The sequence below is a fragment of the Pseudoalteromonas sp. ABV4_021 genome (genome assembly GCF_056159365.1).
Genome location: NZ_JBSWVB010000001.1, coordinates 957,906 through 974,486, shown reverse-complemented (window position 1 = coordinate 974,486; position 16,581 = coordinate 957,906). Strand labels below are relative to the sequence as shown.

18 protein-coding genes are annotated in these 16,581 nt (G+C 43.2%); all 18 read right to left on the bottom strand.

Annotated elements, in window-relative coordinates; genetic code table 11:
• Positions 1 to 12: 12 nt before the first annotated feature.
• Positions 13 to 786, bottom strand: coding sequence for a protein phosphatase CheZ (locus ACXAFE_RS04605; protein ID WP_010560567.1), 774 nt, complete (start codon positions 784 to 786; stop codon positions 13 to 15).
• A gap of 16 nt (positions 787 to 802) precedes the next feature.
• Entirely contained in the window at positions 803 to 1,186 is a 384-nt protein-coding gene (gene cheY / locus ACXAFE_RS04600; protein ID WP_010560568.1) for a chemotaxis response regulator CheY, read from the bottom strand.
• A 50-nt stretch (positions 1,187 to 1,236) separates the two neighbouring features.
• Positions 1,237 to 1,953 carry an RNA polymerase sigma factor FliA gene (locus ACXAFE_RS04595; protein ID WP_010560569.1) on the bottom strand — a complete coding sequence of 239 codons (717 nt, stop codon included), beginning with the start codon at positions 1,951 to 1,953 and terminating at the stop codon, positions 1,237 to 1,239.
• 8 nt (positions 1,954 to 1,961) lie between these two features.
• The gene (locus ACXAFE_RS04590; RefSeq protein WP_054978317.1) at positions 1,962 to 2,819 is read right to left on the bottom strand and encodes a MinD/ParA family ATP-binding protein; all 858 of its coding nucleotides are present in this window, start codon (positions 2,817 to 2,819) and stop codon (positions 1,962 to 1,964) included.
• Positions 2,812 to 4,194, bottom strand: a complete 1,383-nt coding sequence (flhF, locus tag ACXAFE_RS04585; protein ID WP_054978316.1) for a flagellar biosynthesis protein FlhF — start codon at positions 4,192 to 4,194, stop codon at positions 2,812 to 2,814. The genes ACXAFE_RS04590 and flhF overlap by 8 nt, the downstream gene beginning before the upstream one ends.
• Positions 4,195 to 4,215: 21 nt before the next feature.
• Positions 4,216 to 6,324 carry a flagellar biosynthesis protein FlhA gene (gene flhA / locus ACXAFE_RS04580; RefSeq protein WP_105170688.1) on the bottom strand — a complete coding sequence of 703 codons (2,109 nt, stop codon included), beginning with the start codon at positions 6,322 to 6,324 and terminating at the stop codon, positions 4,216 to 4,218.
• 81 nt (positions 6,325 to 6,405) lie between these two features.
• Positions 6,406 to 7,536: a flagellar biosynthesis protein FlhB gene (gene flhB / locus ACXAFE_RS04575; protein ID WP_475149242.1), complete on the bottom strand. Its 1,131-nt coding sequence runs from the start codon at positions 7,534 to 7,536 to the stop codon at positions 6,406 to 6,408.
• Between the two features lie 9 nt (positions 7,537 to 7,545).
• Positions 7,546 to 8,325: a flagellar biosynthetic protein FliR gene (fliR, locus tag ACXAFE_RS04570; protein ID WP_054978313.1), complete on the bottom strand. Its 780-nt coding sequence runs from the start codon at positions 8,323 to 8,325 to the stop codon at positions 7,546 to 7,548.
• A gap of 11 nt (positions 8,326 to 8,336) precedes the next feature.
• On the bottom strand, positions 8,337 to 8,606 hold the full coding sequence (gene fliQ / locus ACXAFE_RS04565) for a flagellar biosynthesis protein FliQ (protein WP_010560575.1): 270 nt from the start codon (positions 8,604 to 8,606) through the stop codon (positions 8,337 to 8,339).
• 37 nt (positions 8,607 to 8,643) lie between these two features.
• The gene (gene fliP, locus ACXAFE_RS04560) at positions 8,644 to 9,342 is read right to left on the bottom strand and encodes a flagellar type III secretion system pore protein FliP (protein ID WP_100914502.1); all 699 of its coding nucleotides are present in this window, start codon (positions 9,340 to 9,342) and stop codon (positions 8,644 to 8,646) included.
• A 60-nt stretch (positions 9,343 to 9,402) separates the two neighbouring features.
• Positions 9,403 to 9,789, bottom strand: a complete 387-nt coding sequence (gene fliO / locus ACXAFE_RS04555; RefSeq protein WP_010560577.1) for a flagellar biosynthetic protein FliO — start codon at positions 9,787 to 9,789, stop codon at positions 9,403 to 9,405.
• Positions 9,786 to 10,184: a flagellar motor switch protein FliN gene (gene fliN, locus ACXAFE_RS04550; RefSeq protein ID WP_010560578.1), complete on the bottom strand. Its 399-nt coding sequence runs from the start codon at positions 10,182 to 10,184 to the stop codon at positions 9,786 to 9,788. The genes fliO and fliN overlap by 4 nt, the downstream gene beginning before the upstream one ends.
• Positions 10,185 to 10,204: 20 nt before the next feature.
• Complete coding sequence (fliM, locus tag ACXAFE_RS04545; RefSeq protein WP_010560579.1) at positions 10,205 to 11,296, bottom strand: flagellar motor switch protein FliM; 1,092 nt, start codon at positions 11,294 to 11,296, stop codon at positions 10,205 to 10,207.
• 12 nt (positions 11,297 to 11,308) lie between these two features.
• Complete coding sequence (fliL, locus tag ACXAFE_RS04540) at positions 11,309 to 11,848, bottom strand: flagellar basal body-associated protein FliL (RefSeq protein WP_100913019.1); 540 nt, start codon at positions 11,846 to 11,848, stop codon at positions 11,309 to 11,311.
• Between the two features lie 73 nt (positions 11,849 to 11,921).
• On the bottom strand, positions 11,922 to 13,910 hold the full coding sequence (locus ACXAFE_RS04535; protein WP_475149234.1) for a flagellar hook-length control protein FliK: 1,989 nt from the start codon (positions 13,908 to 13,910) through the stop codon (positions 11,922 to 11,924).
• A 63-nt stretch (positions 13,911 to 13,973) separates the two neighbouring features.
• Complete coding sequence (gene fliJ / locus ACXAFE_RS04530; RefSeq protein WP_475149231.1) at positions 13,974 to 14,423, bottom strand: flagellar export protein FliJ; 450 nt, start codon at positions 14,421 to 14,423, stop codon at positions 13,974 to 13,976.
• Entirely contained in the window at positions 14,423 to 15,748 is a 1,326-nt protein-coding gene (gene fliI / locus ACXAFE_RS04525) for a flagellar protein export ATPase FliI (protein ID WP_475149229.1), read from the bottom strand. Before fliI ends, fliJ begins: the two co-directional genes overlap by 1 nt.
• Before the next feature lie 2 nt (positions 15,749 to 15,750).
• Positions 15,751 to 16,581 carry a flagellar assembly protein FliH gene (gene fliH, locus ACXAFE_RS04520; RefSeq protein ID WP_475149226.1) on the bottom strand — a complete coding sequence of 277 codons (831 nt, stop codon included), beginning with the start codon at positions 16,579 to 16,581 and terminating at the stop codon, positions 15,751 to 15,753.

Sequence of the window (16,581 nt, the reverse complement as noted above, 5' to 3'; positions counted from 1 at the left end):
ATTTTTCTCCGATTAGAAGCCCAAACTAGACAGCAGATCGTCTACTTCATCTTGACCTGAAACCACATCTTCACGTGATTCAGCATTTATAATTGGACCTTCAGCTACTTGGTCTAATTCACCATCAGCAACCATTTGTTGTTCTTGTTGTATTGTCGTTTCAGGCGATTCATCATGTTCTACAGGTGTGCCAAACACGGTTAACATATGAATCAGGCTATCTTCGACTTCGCGGACAAGCTCGATTACACGTCTAATAACTTGACCTGTGAGGTCCTGATAACCCTGGGCCATGAGCACTTCTGTCATTAATGCATTTAATTTATCAGAATTTGTTTTTGCTTCATCCATAAAGCCGTTTAGCTCATGACATAACACTTTAAACTCACCAACTTTAAGATCTCGCGACATTAATTTGTCCCATTTGGGCTTAATATTGTTGAGACCTGTTTGCAAGTTATCGGCAATAGGCAGCGATGCTTCAACGGCGTCCATCGTTGTATTCGCAGCTTGCTCTGTCATTTCCATAACATAATTGAGACGTTCTTTTGCGTCAGGAATAGACTCAGTTGTTAACGCCGATAAAGTGGTATCAAGTTGAAAATTTTTCAATGAATCATGCAGTTGACGAGTTAGTTTGCCTACCTCACCAAATAATTCATCTTGCTCAATTGCCGTAACTTGCTTTAGCAGCTCTTGCGCTTGTTGTTGCTCATCGTTTTCAAGAAACGCAACTAGCTGCTTAGCTTGTTCTAAGGTAATTTGAGGCGCAGCACTTGCTGACATAAACCTCTCCTTCCCGTTAGCCTAAACGCTCAAAAACTTTATCAAGCTTTGTTTTAAGCGTTGCTGCTGTAAATGGTTTAACGATATAACCGTTTACACCTGCTTGCGCTGCAGCAATGATCTGCTCTTTTTTGGCTTCCGCAGTTACCATTAGTACCGGTATGTGTTTTAGACTGTCATCCGCGCGAATCGCGCGTAGCAAATCTATACCTTGCATACCTGGCATATTCCAATCCGTAACTACAAAGTCAAACTCTTGGTTTTGCAGCATTGGTAGCGCAGTGCTACCGTCGTCTGCTTCTTGCACGTTTGTGAAACCAAGATCTCTTAACAGGTTTTTAATGATTCTTCTCATCGTTGAAAAGTCGTCAACTACAAGAATTTTCATGTTTTTATCCAAAATATCCTCCAGTGAGGTATGCACCTAATTGTTTACTTACTACTTTTATTCTATATCCAGTCATGGACTTTTGCTTTAAGGCGCACCATGGCCTGACTATGTATTTGGCTCACTCTCGATTCACTCACTTCAAGAATCAGCCCAATTTCTTTTAAATTCATTTCATCATTGTAGTAAAGTGACAGCACTAACGCTTCTCTTTCTGGCAAAGTTTGTATTGCCTCTACTAACGCTTTATTAAATTTATCCTGTTGAATATCAACTAATGGATTTTGCTCTTTATTGCCGAGCCCTGCGTCGATGACATCTTCATCAACACCGAGATCTTCAATGCCGATAATTTTACCATTGCTTATATCCCTTAGAATATGATGGTACTCATCTAACGTAATATCAAGTTTTTCAGCTACTTCACTGTCTTTTGGTTCACGTCCGAGTGATGATTCTAACTGATTTATGACCGCGGCGACTTCACGGGCGTTTTTATGTACTGAGCGAGGTACCCAGTCTCCTTTACGCGTTTCATCGATTATTGCACCGCGAATACGAATACCCGCATAGGTTTCAAAGCTCGCACCTTTACTGCCATCAAAGTTCTTAGCAGCCTCAATTAGTCCTATCATGCCCGCCTGAATGAGGTCTTCGACGATAACGCTCGCCGGCAGACGCGCTAAAATATGGTAGGCAATGCGTTTAACCAACGGCGTATGCTGTTCGACAAGTTGCGATAATTGATTTTGATTAGCATAGGCAGCGGTTCTTTTCATAGGCGTTCCTAATTACTAACCAGTTTCTCAATGAAAAACTCTAGGTGTCCTGACGGCTGATTTGGAATTGGCCAGCTCGCCGCTTTAGTCGCAAGTGCTTTGAACGCAATTGCTGCAGGCGATTTTGGAAATACGTCGACAATGGTTTTTTGTTTACGAATCGCTTTTCGAATATTTTCATCAAATGGAACTGTTGCGACTAGCTCAAGCGATACATCTAAAAAGCGGTCAGTTACTTTTGATAACTTTGCGAAAAGCTCTTGGCCTTCTTTTAAGCTGCGTACCATGTTCGCAACTATTTTAAATTTATATACACCGTGCTCACGACTTAACACTTTAATCAGTGCATAAGCATCGGTTATTGACGTTGGTTCATCACACACAACAACAAGCACATCTTGTGAAGCGCGCGAAAAACTAAGCACCATATCTGAAATACCGGCCGCGGTGTCAACAACTAATACATCGTAGTGTGAGTCTAATTCGCCAAAAGCGCGAATAAGGCCAGCGTGTTCTGAAGGCGTTAATTCCACCATGTTTTGAGAGCCAGATGTCGCAGGTACGATTTTCATACCGTACGGCCCTTCAACTAAAATATCTTCAAGGTCACATTCACCTGAAAGCACGTGAGAAAGATTACGTTCTACGCGCAAACCCAGCATTACGTCACAGTTTGCTAAACCCAAATCGGCATCGAGGACCAGTACTTTTTGGCCTTGCTGGGCCATGGCGATTGCCATGTTTAGAGAGACATTAGTTTTACCAACTCCCCCTTTACCTCCAGTTACCGCAATTACTTTTACAGCCTTGTTATTGTTTGTCATTTTCCGCAGGCCACTAGCTTGATCTAATTCTGGGTTAATCATACATTCCTACTGCTTGATGCGCCATGCTTGATGCACGTCTTGCTTGCGCGTTTGTTCGTTTTGCATACAACTGCTGAGCTTTGCTGACCAATTTTTCCGCATTTGCCACACGAATGTCCTCTGGTACACGCTGCCCATTGGTAAGATAGCCTATTGGCAGACGATTTTGAATGGCTACACTGATAATTTCACCTAAACTTAGACATTCATCAAGTTTTGTGAAGATACAACCACTTAACTGTACCTGTTTGAACTGTTTTATCGCCTCTTGCTGTACTTCAAGCTGTGCTGTTGAACTTAACACAAGGTAACTGCGAATATCTACTCGGCTATTGCGCATTAAGGTGTTGAGTTGCTCAGTCAAACGTATATCTCGTTGGCTCATTCCCGCTGTATCAATTAATACTAGACGCTTATTTCTTAAATGATAAAGAATTTCAGTGAGTTCTTCTGCATTTTTAACTTGCTTTACCGGGCAGCCAATAATGCGACCATAAGTCGATAATTGCTCATATGCGCCAATACGATAGGTATCTGTTGTGATTAGCGCGATATTGTTGGCGCCAAATTTTTGTGCGCCAAGTGCAGCTAGCTTTGCAACTGTAGTGGTTTTACCTACACCAGTAGGACCAACTAGCGCATATACGCCACCACGACGCAAAATCTCATTATTTGCAGTGTATAGCTGTTTGCTCAGCATATTAAGCGTTTCTTGCCATGCTTGACGCGGTGCTACGTCATCTGGAATAAAACACGCAAGCTGGTCAGCTACTGCTTCACTGATGCCCATACCTTTCAAACGGTCGAGTAAAAGAGCACGAGTTGGGTCACGGCGTGCCATATCTTCATTCATTAAGCCTGATAGTTGGTGCTCAAGTAACTGTCTGATCGATGCCATTTCATCGCGCATGGCTTGCATTTCATCAAGCGACTGAGCTTGGTTGCCATAACTGCCTTGTTGCTTTGGCTTAGCAAAGCTATCTAGGGCATCTTGCTGTGTCGATGTGAGTGAATCATCGTCATCAAACCAATTACGAGGTTGCTTTGGCTCAGGTGCTTTATCAAATTGAGGTGATTTTTTCGCTTGACGCTCAAGTAATGCCGATAAACTGTCTGCTACCGCTGCTTGTTTTTCAGGGGTCGCCGTTTGTGGTTTTGGCTTAACAAAATTATTACTAAAACGAGGCTTTTCTTCGCTTAACTTAGGCGCTGCTGGTGCAGCTGGCACTGACTTTTCATAATCAACAGCTGCCACAATTTCAACACCATCAGCCATGCGCTTATTTGACATGATAACCGCATCAGGACCTAGCTCATGCTTTACTTCATTCAATGCACTGCGCATATCTTTTGCAAAAAAACGTTTAATTTTCATGTGACACCTCGTCTCTACTTATCACTGTTGACCGACTGAGCAAACAATTTTTATCTGTTTTTCTTCAGGTACTTCCTGATATGACATCACGCGCAAACCCGGTAGGCTGTGTTTCACAAATCGCGATAACACGCTGCGCAACATACCTGATGTCAACAGTATTGAAGGTTCACCTGCCATTTCCTGGTTTTGATGCGCATCGCCGAGAGAATTTTGTAGTCTTTCTGCGAGCCCTGGCTCAATGCCAGCACCTTCGTCACCTGCACTTTGAAGGGACTGATGCAACATCTGTTCCAACTCAGGTGCCAATGTTATGACAGGGATTTCTGGTGCATTGCCAGCAACGTCTTGAACGATTAACCGACGTAATGAAATTCTAACTGCAGCTGTTAGTACGTCTGGGTCTTGGCTACGAGGGCCATACTCAACGAGGGTTTGAACAATCGAACGCATATCACGAATTGGCACACCTTCATTAAGTAAGTTTTGCAGTACTTTTACAATTGTAGTGAGCGGTAAAATATCGGGTACTAAGCCTTCAATTAGACGCGGATGCGACTTGGCTAACATATCAAGTAGGTTTTGTACTTCTTCATGGCCCAATAACAAGGCGGCGTTATTGTGTAATAACTGAGAAATATGTGTTGCAACCACGGTTGCAGCATCAACCACGGTATAACCAAGTGATTGCGCCTCATCTTTTTGTTCTGGTGCGATCCAAACTGCATCTAAGCCAAATGCAGGGTCTTTAGTCGCAACCCCTTTTACTTCACCAAATACTTGGCCTGGGTTAATCGCCAATTCGTTATTGTGTTTTAATTCACCGTTACCACTTGAAACACCCATTAATGTGATACGGTATTCGTTCGGATCTAATTCTAAATTGTCTCGAATATGAACCGGCGGCACTAGGAAGCCAAGCTCTTGAGATAACTTTTTACGTACCCCTTTAATACGGCTCAGCAATTCACCACCTTGCGCTTGGTCAACAAGTGGAATTAAACGGTAACCAACTTCTAACCCTATTACATCTACTTGCTGTACATCATCCCAACCCAACTCTTTTTGCTCAATTTGCGCTTGCTCTTGGCCTGGTGAACCGCCTTTTGCAACCTGTTTGGACTCTTCTTCTGCTTTTTGCGTTTTAATGCGCTGATTCACATAAGCCACACCGCCAATTAAAAAGCCTAACCCCAAAAACGCAACTTTCGGCATGCCTGGCACTAACCCCATTACAATCAAAATACCTGCTGCGATATAAAGGGCTTTATCATTGCCTAATTGGGCATGAAATTGCTCGCCCATGTTTTGCGATTCATTTTGACGCGTTACCACAATCGCGGTACCAATTGATAGAAGTAACGATGGTAATTGAGCAACAAGGCCATCACCTATCGTAAGTAGCGTATATACTTCCATTGCACGACTAAACGGTAAATCGTGTTGGATCATGCCAATAAATAAACCACCAATAATATTGATAACAAGAATGATAATACCGGCAATCGCATCGCCTTTTACAAACTTACTGGCACCATCCATTGAACCGTAGAAGTCCGCTTCACGCGTTACTTCAGTACGACGCTCTCGCGCTTGTTCCGCGGTAATAAAGCCTGCATTTAAGTCTGCATCAATCGCCATTTGTTTACCTGGCATTGCATCTAACGTAAAACGTGCAGAAACTTCTGAAATACGGCCTGCACCTTTTGTAATTACCACAAAGTTAATAATAATTAGAATAAGGAAAACCACTAAACCAACGGCATAGTTACCGCCGATCACTACTGAGCCAAACGCTTCAATTACTTTACCTGCTGCATCGCCGCCCTCATGACCTTCAAGCAACACGACTCGGGTACTAGCTACATTAAGGGCAAGACGCAAAATAGTGGCTATTAGCAAAACCGTTGGGAAAATACCGAAATCAAGCGGCTTCAAGGTATACAGAGTAATAAGTAAAACAACCAGCGATAACGCTATGTTAAAAGAGAACAGTATATCGAGTAAAAACGCAGGCATTGGCAATACAACCATACCGAGCGCAGCAAGCACTAGAATAGGTGTACCTATGCCTTTTAGGTAATCCGATTTATTTGCGTTTAGTTGATTTAATGTGGCCTTGAAGTCCATACAGCAGCTATTCAATATATTGACACTGGTATAGCTAAAGCAAATACCGTTCCAACAAGAAAATTGGCGATAACTTACTGTTTAATATTTGAAATCTTCAGGAATTGGCAGCTCTTTGTCAAGCTTTTCAGGACGTTTGCCACGCCCTTTATTAAACTGTTTTAATTGAAAAACATACGCAAGTACTTGCGCCACCGCTACGAACAGCTGCTCGGGAATTTGTTGACCCACTTCACCGGTGTGAAACAATGAACGTGCCAATGCGGGCGACTCAACAATAGGTACTTCGTAGCGATCTGCTATTTTTCTAATTTGCAGCGCTATTTGGTCACCACCGATAGCAATAACCATAGGAGCGCCGGCTTTCGCTGTATCATATTTAAGCGCAACAGCGTAGTGAGTTGGGTTTGTAACAACCACATCGGCATCTGGCACGTCTTGCATCATTCTGCGCTGCGACATTTCTCGCTGAGTGCGACGAATACGCGCTTTAATTTGAGGGTCACCTTCGCTGTTTTTGTATTCATCTTTAACCTCTTGCAAGGTCATTTTTAGCTGTTCGTTATGATTCCACTTTTGAAATGGTGCATCAATTGATGCGATAACGATTAACGTCATCGCCAGCGCAAAAAACATCCACGCCAAGATCCACAATGCGTGTTCAATATTACCGGGCACCGCTTCTAAACTCAGGGTAAGAATTTCGGGGAAATAGCCTTTGATTAAGTAAACAGCAACCGTTGCAATCAGGCCAAACTTTAATAATGCTTTAACCAATTCTATGGCGGCTTGTTTACCGAACATACGGGCAAAGCCCTTGAGAGGTGACATTTTACTCGCTTTCGGTGCAGCAGCTTGCCAGCTAAAATTAAAACCACCTAAAAATGTATTACCAATTACACCTGCAACCAATAAGCACAGCACAAACATTGTCATGCCATACCAAAGCTCACTCGCAACTTCGCCCCACACCGAGAACATTTTAGTTGTGTCATAGACTTCATTACGGTTTAGCGAAAGCAAACGCCCCATCACATTATATAAGCCTACCGCGATGTCTTTACCAAACAGTAAAAAGCTCACTGCAGCAGCAATCAATACAAATGTGGTGCCCGTTTCTTTTGAGCGCGCTACCTGTCCTTTTTTCGCTGCGTCTTGCAGCTTTTTGGGGGTGGGTTCTTCGGTGCGTTCTTGATCTGAGCCTTCAGCCATACCTGCTCCTTACACCTGACAACCAACAAGATCGCACATTAGCTCAACCATTTTTAGCCATTGAAATTCAAACTGCGCAGTAAAGTTAGTCATTGTCGCCCAAATAATGACAAGGCCTGCAAGCAATGTAAACGGGAAACCTATAGTAAAAATATTAAGTTGCGGCGCGGCACGCGTCATCACACCAAATGAGAAGTTTATAACTAGCATAGCTGTTAACGGCGCTAGCGATAACACTAAGGCTGTCGCAAACATCCAACTGCCCCATAACGCCAGTTTTTGAAAGTTTGCAACAGGCCACCAGGTGCCATCAATAGGTAACGCAGTAAAGCTATGTATCAGCATTTGAATCATCATTAGATGACCGTCAAATACCCAAAACAGTAAGGTTGCAAGAATTAAATAAAACTGACCGACCGCGGGCACACTTTGCCCATTTGCAGGGTCAACAATTGAAGCAAAACCAAGGCCGGTTTGCATTGCTAGTATTTGACCCGCAAGAATAAAGGTATTAAGCATCATTACTGACGCAAACCCCATGGCAACACCAATCAAGATCTGCTGCAGCACCACAATGACCATTTGAAAGCTGAATAGCTCGTTAAATTGACTGGGTGGTAAAATCGGCATTACCAGCAAGGTCACCAGTACCGATAGCCCAACTTTTACGCGCGTCGGAACAGTTTTCACACCAATGCCTACCATCACCATAAACATTGCCGCAATGCGTGATAACGGTAACAAAAAATCCGAAAGGTATTGTACTAATTGCGAAAATAAAATTTCCATAAAGGCCTATTTTAACCAGCAATTTGCGGAATAATCTCCACCATCTGACGGAAGTAATCAGTCAATTCTTGGGTGATCCAGTGAGCACCAAAAATAAGCGCAAGTAAAGTTACAATAAGACGCGGTAAAAAGCTTAAGGTCTGCTCGTTAATTGAGGTTGCAGCTTGGAAGATTGCAACAATTAATCCCACAATTAAGCTTGGTACGATAATGGCTGCAACCAACTTAATAACCAGAAAAAGTGCATCGCTGAGTACTTCTACAAAAACTTCGGGTTGCATTTAGCCTCCTATTCGCGGGTATGTTATCGCCACAGTACTATGTACCTAACCCATAACTACGCGCGAGCGTGCCCATTACCAACGACCAGCCATCAACCAAAACAAACAGCATAATTTTAAATGGCAGTGACACAATCATTGGCGATAGCATCATCATACCCATAGCCATTAACACACTGGCAACCACCAAATCAACAATCAAAAACGGAATAAAGAACATAAAACCAATAATAAACGCGGTTTGTAATTCACTGGTGATAAATGCAGGAATAACTACAATAAATGGCGTGTCTTCTGGGGAGTCGAGTTGTTCGTAACCGGCTATTTTGGCGAAGGTTTCTAAATCTGAAATACGTGTTTGCGAAAGCATAAATGCTTTAAGAGGCTCTTTTGCTTGGTCAAGCGCCTGTACCGACGTAAGCTCTTCTTTTAGATATGGCTGAATTGCGCGGTCATCAATTTGCTTGTAAATGGGCGCCATAATAAAAATGCTCATAAACAACGCCATACCCACCAAAAGCTGACTCGACGGCGTTTGCTGTAAACCAATTGCTTGGCGCAAAATCGCCAACACCACAATAATGCGGGTGAAAGATGTCATCATAATCACGGCAGCTGGAATAAAACTCAGCGCCGTCATCATAATTAAAACTTGGAGCGTAACCGAGTATTCCTGCGCACCATCCGCATTAGTTTTAACCGTTAGCGCTTGCAAAGCATCATTCGCCCATGCCATCTCTGGCGATAACACTAACAACACAAATAGCACTACATTGAAACACGTCCGGTTCATATTTTATTTCTTATTTTTAGGATTCATAAAATGCGCCAATTGTTTGGCGAACTCAGGCATTTGCTGCTCAGCCAACGGCGTTTCTAATTGATATAAATAGTTTATAGAGCCTGAAGTTACACCGAGTACATGATGCTTGTTATCCATTTCCACCACCAGCAGACGTTCTTTACTGCCAATGTTGATGGAACGAATCACTTTAAACTCGTCACTGGGCGTCATTTGTGGGTTAAATCGCTTGATTAACACGGCAAGCAAAACAATGCAGCCAACCACAAGCAGCAGCGACATAATCATTGAAGCCAACTGTTGAAATCCAGCTGGCTCTGCCGCTAACAGATTAAACGGTACTATCAGTAACGTACTGAGTAAACCGATATTTTTTTTCATCGTAACTTTTTGATCCGCTCGATTTGACTGATCACATCTGTTAAGCGAATACCGAATTTATCGTTAACAACAACCACTTCACCGTGAGCAATTAAGGTACCATTTACGAGTACATCAAGTGGTTCACCCGCTACGCGGTCAAGTTCAACCACTGAGCCCTGGTTTAATTGCAGTAAGTTACGAATACTAATTTTAGAACGACCCACTTCCATCGAAATGGTAACTGGAATATCTAAAATGGTATCGAGCTTACGCTTTTCTTCAGTCGTTAAATCGGCTTTCGAATCTTCAGACAGCTCTTCGAGTTCAGCAACTTCGGCATCACCACCGTCTTCGCCTTCTGCTTCGGCTAGGGCTGCAGCCCATTCGTCCATAGTATCTTGATCATCGCTCATACTAAATTTCTCTCAGTTAATTACCAGTCGAGGTCTACACCATCTGATAAATGTAAATCTTCTTCCAATTGCTCCAACTCAGCATCTGAGTCGAGCTTTTTCCCGCCCTTTGTAAATACATGTAGCTCTGATTTAACAGATTCAGGGCGTTTAATCTTTTCACTAATTTGCAGCGCAACGTTATCGCGAGAACGACCCATTTTGGCGCGGTAAGTCGGCAAGTCTTCAATGAACACCGTAATATGTTCTGGCATTTCTACCGGAATAATATCACCTTCTTTTAAGTCCATAATTTGTTGCAGACTTAAATCCACTTCAAGCATACGCGTGCTCAAATCAACTTCTACATCCATAATTTCATCGCGCAGTGCTTTAGACCAACGTAAATCGGTGTCTTCTGTGTCTGACTGCACACCGGCATCAAGTAATTCACGAATTGGCTCAAGCATTGAATACGGCAGCGCAATATGGAAATCCCCGCCGCCGCCATCCAGTTCAATATGAAACGAACTGATTACCACAACTTCTGTCGGGCTTACAATGTTGGCCATTGCTGGGTTCACTTCTGAATCAAGGTATTCAAAAGACACATCCATCACCGGTGCCCACGCTTCTTTATAATCTTCAAAAATGATTTTAAGTAGCATTTGCACAATACGGCGTTCGGTTGGTGTAAATTCACGTCCTTCAATTTTGGCATGGTAACGTCCATCACCACCAAAAAAGTTATCCACCAAAATAAACACTAAACGCGCTTCCATGGTAATAAGACCGGTGCCTTTTAACGGTCTAAAGCGCACCATATTTAAACTGGTTGGAACAAATAAGGTGTGGATGTATTCGCCAAATTTGATCATCTGCACGCCGTTAATCGACACTTCTGCAGTGCGGCGCATCATATTAAATAGGGATATACGCATGTGGCGAGCGAATCGTTCGTTAACGATTTCCAGCGTCGGCATACGGCCACGAACAATACGATCTTGAGATGAGAAATCGTATTGCAGCGCGGACGAATCGCTATCACCGCCTTCGTCTATCTCTTCTTCATCAACATCATCGACGCCATGTAAGAGCGCATCGATTTCGTCTTGAGATAATAAATCGCTCACCTAAACTCCTAATTATTGCATTACAAAGCCAGTAAACAATACGCGTTCTACGACTTTACTGTCTTCAATTTCTACCAATGCATTTTGCACTTCGGTTAATGCGTTATAGCGCAGTGCTTCTTTTCCAGCTGTGGTGCTTAAATCATCTGCATTACTTGCTGAAAATACGCGTAATAAGGTATTTTCAATCAGCGGAATATGGCGTTTTGCGGTTTCTTCGTTAACATCGCCACGCACTAACAATTGCACTTTAATCTGTACCAAACGGTCTTTATTTGAACCCGGTACATTAAACACAAATGGTCTTGGCATACCGACATACAACGCGCTGCCAATTTCTGCACTATTACCACTTGGTTTACCTTCGCCACCTTCGGCAGATGTGGTTTCCTCAGCAAGCGTTTCTGCAGGGGCACTGTCATCGCCACCTAAAAAGAAAAATGCGGCGCCGCCACCAGCGAGCAATACCACAACAGCAATAATGATAATCATCATTTTGCCGCCTTTTTTCTCTCCACCTTCTTCAATTTCAAGATCTTTTTCTTCTGCCATTGTGATGTTTCCGTAGCTGCTATTTATTATTTTATATAATAGTGCGTTTATTTCCGTTTAATAGCAATTAGTGTTATGCGTAAAAATCGATTCCATCTTGCTGTTTGCTGACAATTTGTTCACTTACATTACTAACAGACTCGTGCTCACGCTCTGAGCTCGACGAATGACCCGACTGCTCCGCCATTTGCTGATCACCTTGCCCTTGTTCAGATACACTACTTTCACCTAAATTAATGCCCTGTTCGGCAAGCATTTCTTTTAGTCGCCCCATTGATTGTTCAAGTACATCTTTCGCTTGCTGACTTTGCACTACAAAGTTTATTTGTGCTTGTTCGGCATCAGAACGAATGCGAATTTGCATCGAACCTAATTCTGGCGGGTCCAATCTAATTTCGGCTTCTTTCAAGTTCAAGTTTAGTAGCATATTTGCTTTATTAAATAATGCTTTAGCTGCATCACTTTTGGCGATATTAACCGGTTGTTGCAATGCTTGCTCTGCACTAATTGTGGTTTTTTTGGTGTTTTGTATCACTTGTGCAGTTTGCATCGCTAAGTGCTGCTGGTTGATTTCGCTTACTTCAGCCCGCTGTAGTTGACTCGCTTGAAGTTGCGATACTAATTGCGATAGCACCGGTGTATTCGCATTTGTTTTTAAACTATTAAGCAATTTTGCAAAGCTTTGCGGTTGTTCTGTGCTTGCCTCTGTCTCAACATTTTGCTCATCCACCAACTGAGTTGTATCAACCTTAACATTACTTTGTTTAGCGTTGCTGGGTTGCTCATTGCTCGCCTGTAATTTTTCCGCAGCTTGGCTACTTAACGATACAACACTTGCAGGCGAGGGTTTTGTTGCCTGTTGATTAATTAGTTCTGCTGTTGTTTGCTGTACGTCGAGGTCAACGTTTTGCTCTTGTGCCACCGCTTTAGCAACCGCAGTCACATTATGTGGAACTTGTGCATCTGGACGTGTAATGGTTTGTTGTTTATTTGCCACAGCTACAGCCTCACCAAGAGGACGTGACGCTAACGTACTTTGCAATTTTGCTTGGTCATTATCACTTTCCGTTGCAAGGCCATCCAGTGTTGCATTTTGTTCAACCGTTTGTTGCTCAGTATTTGGCTTCGCTGATTGTGAAGCCAGCACTGATTGCAAGGTGACAGACTGCTCTTTTACTTTTGACTCAGCTTTTGCAATTGCCACGTTTAGCTTCTCCATAACTAAACGGAGATCGTGTTTAGAAAGCCCCTGGGGTAGCTCACTTTCGTTATCGAGCTGTGTAAAAAATTGCTTAAGTGTTTCAAGGCCTTCTTTGTCTAATTTGGCAAATTCATTATCAAGCGACACTAAGTTTTGAGTTAGATTGACCTTAGTTGCACCGTCTTTCACCGAAGTGCTTTCACCTGCACTGTCACTTTCGACTGGCGCTTTTACACTTTGTGCTTGCTCTGTACTTTCACTGCCTTTTGAAATACTCACATCAAAAGACTTACTTTTAGTTAGTTGCTCAAGCAATGAGGTAGCGGCATTACTATTGTTGCTCGTTGCTTTTTGTGTTTGTTCTGTTTGCGCTTGTTGAGTCTCTGGCTGTTTAGCAACAGGCTTTGTTTCATCAACTGGCATTGATTTTACCGGGGCCAATTCAGAATCACCCTTATTGGTGTTAGCACTGTCATCGAGCTGTTTAAATTCGGATGAGCGAGTCACTGGCATATCATCTTGCGTAGGTGACTTATCGATATTGGCAACGGCAGATTCAGCTTGTTCACCTTCATCAGTGGCACTTTCAAGTTCGCCTTGACGCGTTAGTGTATCTGATTGCTCTGCTTGTTCCACTTCAGATTCGGGTGCTGTTTCACTGCTCTCCTCTGAATGAACAGAACCTTGACTATCATCACGACTACTTTGCTCTTCATCGGCGGATGCATGTTTGCTCTGTACTTCATTTTGCACAGATTCAAAAACAGCTAAAAAACCGCTTTTATTTTCGCTTTCACTCGTTGTTGCTGAGGAGTCTAATCCCACATTTGTAATGCTTAACTGCGAATTTATCGTTGCCATAACACACTTCTTCTTTAACTAAAGATTGCCGCTTTTAATGCCTTGCTAAAAATTAAGCAAAAATTAAGCCAGTGTTTTTCGATTTCGTACAAATATATTGGTAGCAAACTCGTCAAGCTGCTTCTGCTCTGCCTTTGCCAACGCAGCTTGCTGTTTATCTAATTTACGCTGTTTGAGCTTTTCGATTGCTTCTAATTTTGCTTTTTGCCCTAACCACAGCGACTCACGCTGTTTCAACACCTTGTTTGCCGTATTAATCGCATTTAGTTGTTGCTTTAATGCATCATCTAACTTGCCGATAAATTGCTGAAACTGATTATAATAACTACCGCCAACCCCTTGCGCAGCACGACTTTGTAATTGAGCTAAATAGTCTGATCGAAACGACTCAATGCCCGTTAATTGACGCTGTAAATTAGCAAGGTGCTGCTGCGCACCAACAAAATCGAGACGCAGCTTTTCTTCTTTGTCAGATTCAAGCTTTATTAATAGTGCTAGTTGATCGCGCGCCATTAGCCTTGCCCTAGAATACGAGCCAAGCTAGTTAACCCTTCATCATAAGGAATAACATCTGTCATGCCTTGTTGTAAGAAGTGGTTTATTCCCGGCATCATTTCAATAGTTTTATCAAGCATAGGGTCACTGCCTTTTTGATAAGCACCCAGCGTAATAAGGTCTTTATTTTGTTGGTAAAGTGAGTAAATTTGTTTTAACACGCGCGCTTGCTGCAAATGTGCTTCGCTAATAACTTGCGGCATAACACGACTAATCGACTTTTCAATATCAATGGCGGGATAGTGCCCTGAATCGGCCAATTCTCGCGACAGTACAATATGCCCATCAAGAATCGCACGGGCTGCGTCGGCGATTGGGTCTTGCATATCATCACCTTCGGATAACACGGTAAAAAACGCCGTAATGCTGCCTTGCCCTTCACCACCATTACCAGCGCGCTCAACCAAGGCTGGAAGTTTGGCAAATACAGAAGGTGGATAACCTTTAGTTGCAGGAGGTTCACCTACCGCAAGCGCAATTTCACGTTGTGCCATGGCATAACGCGTTACTGAATCGAGCAGCAACAGTACGTTTAACCCCTGATCACGAAAATATTCAGCAATCGTTACGGCGGTTTCACAGCCTTTTAAACGCATCAGCGGTGATGCATCCGCAGGGGCCGCCACGACTACTGAACGTGCACGCCCTTCAGCGCCTAAGATTTCTTCAATAAATTCTTTAACTTCGCGACCACGCTCACCAACTAAACCAACCACAATCACATCGGCATTAGTACCTCGAGTCATCATGCCAAGTAATACTGATTTACCCACACCACTGCCTGCAAATAGGCCCATGCGCTGGCCTTGGCCTACGGTAAGTACGGAATTAATCGCTCGAACGCCAACGTCCATCGGTTGTTTAATCGGGCGTCTGGCTAATGGATTAATTGGTTTTGCTGCGAATTTTAATTTAGCTTCAGCTTTTACTGGGCCAAGTCCATCAAGCGGGCGCCCTAATCCATCAACAACGCGACCTAACAACCCCATACCCACAGGTAAACCCACATCTGATTGTTGAGGAATAACACGCGCCCCAGGTAATACACCCGAAATTGCATCGTTTGGCATCAAGTAGAGAATCTCACCGCTAAAGCCTACGACCTCAGCATCCACTAAGCCCTGTTGGGTTTCAATTTGGCAACTGCTGCCAACGGGTGCTTTTAGCCCCTCGGCTTCAAGCGTAAGCCCGACAACACGCTTTAAACTGCCGGCAACAGCTGGGCGGTGAGTTTTAATTTTTGATTGGTAACTAGCAAGACGCTGTGCAAGCCCTTGGCTCATAATTAACCGTCGTGTTTTTGACTATCGATACCTGCCTCTTGCAAAAAGCTTTCCAGTATTTCTTTAAGGCGCAATTCAACCGAGTAATCAATTGATGAATTGTCAGAATTGATATGAAGGCCACCTTTAGTGATACTCGGCTCAACAACTAGCTTCCAATTTCTATCGGCAAGTTGCTCGGCTGGTACGGCTTGTTGTACCAGTTCAAAATCTTCTGGATTCAATAACACTTCAAGGGCACGGTGTTGACCTTTTAATGCGTCAGTTGCCACTTTCATGGCGCTGAAAATAGCTTTTTCATTAATGCTAAGTTCGCCATGAACTACCGCTTTCGCCAGCTCAGATGCTAAAATCACGACTTGCTTTTCAACTTCGTCACTCACTTGCTCAAAGGGCGTGGCTATTTCATCTAACAGCTTGGTAAGTTGCGCGATTTTCGCTTCGACTTCAGGTTTTGCCAGCTCAAGTCCTTCTTCTTTACCTTGCTCTAAACCTTCTTCATAGCCTTTTTGCGCACCTTCTAACTTACCTTGTTCAAAACCTTCCTGATAGCCAGCTTCTTTGCCCTCAGCGTGTCCCTCTTGGTACGCCTCTTGTCGAATTTGTTCAATTTCTTGAATGCTTAATGGCGTAAACTCTTCTTCTTGCTCGGGTTCTTGCTCGGCTTGTTTTTTCTGATAGAGCTCTTCTAGCGACTTGCCCATTGCCGTTGAGCGGCCTCTTAGATTATGTCTTTCATCTTTAACGTCCGGGATCGGCCAATTCTCAAGCAGCGTTTCAATCGCCTCTGCATTTTCGATTTTATGCCCTGAGCGGTACTTGCCTAATTTCAT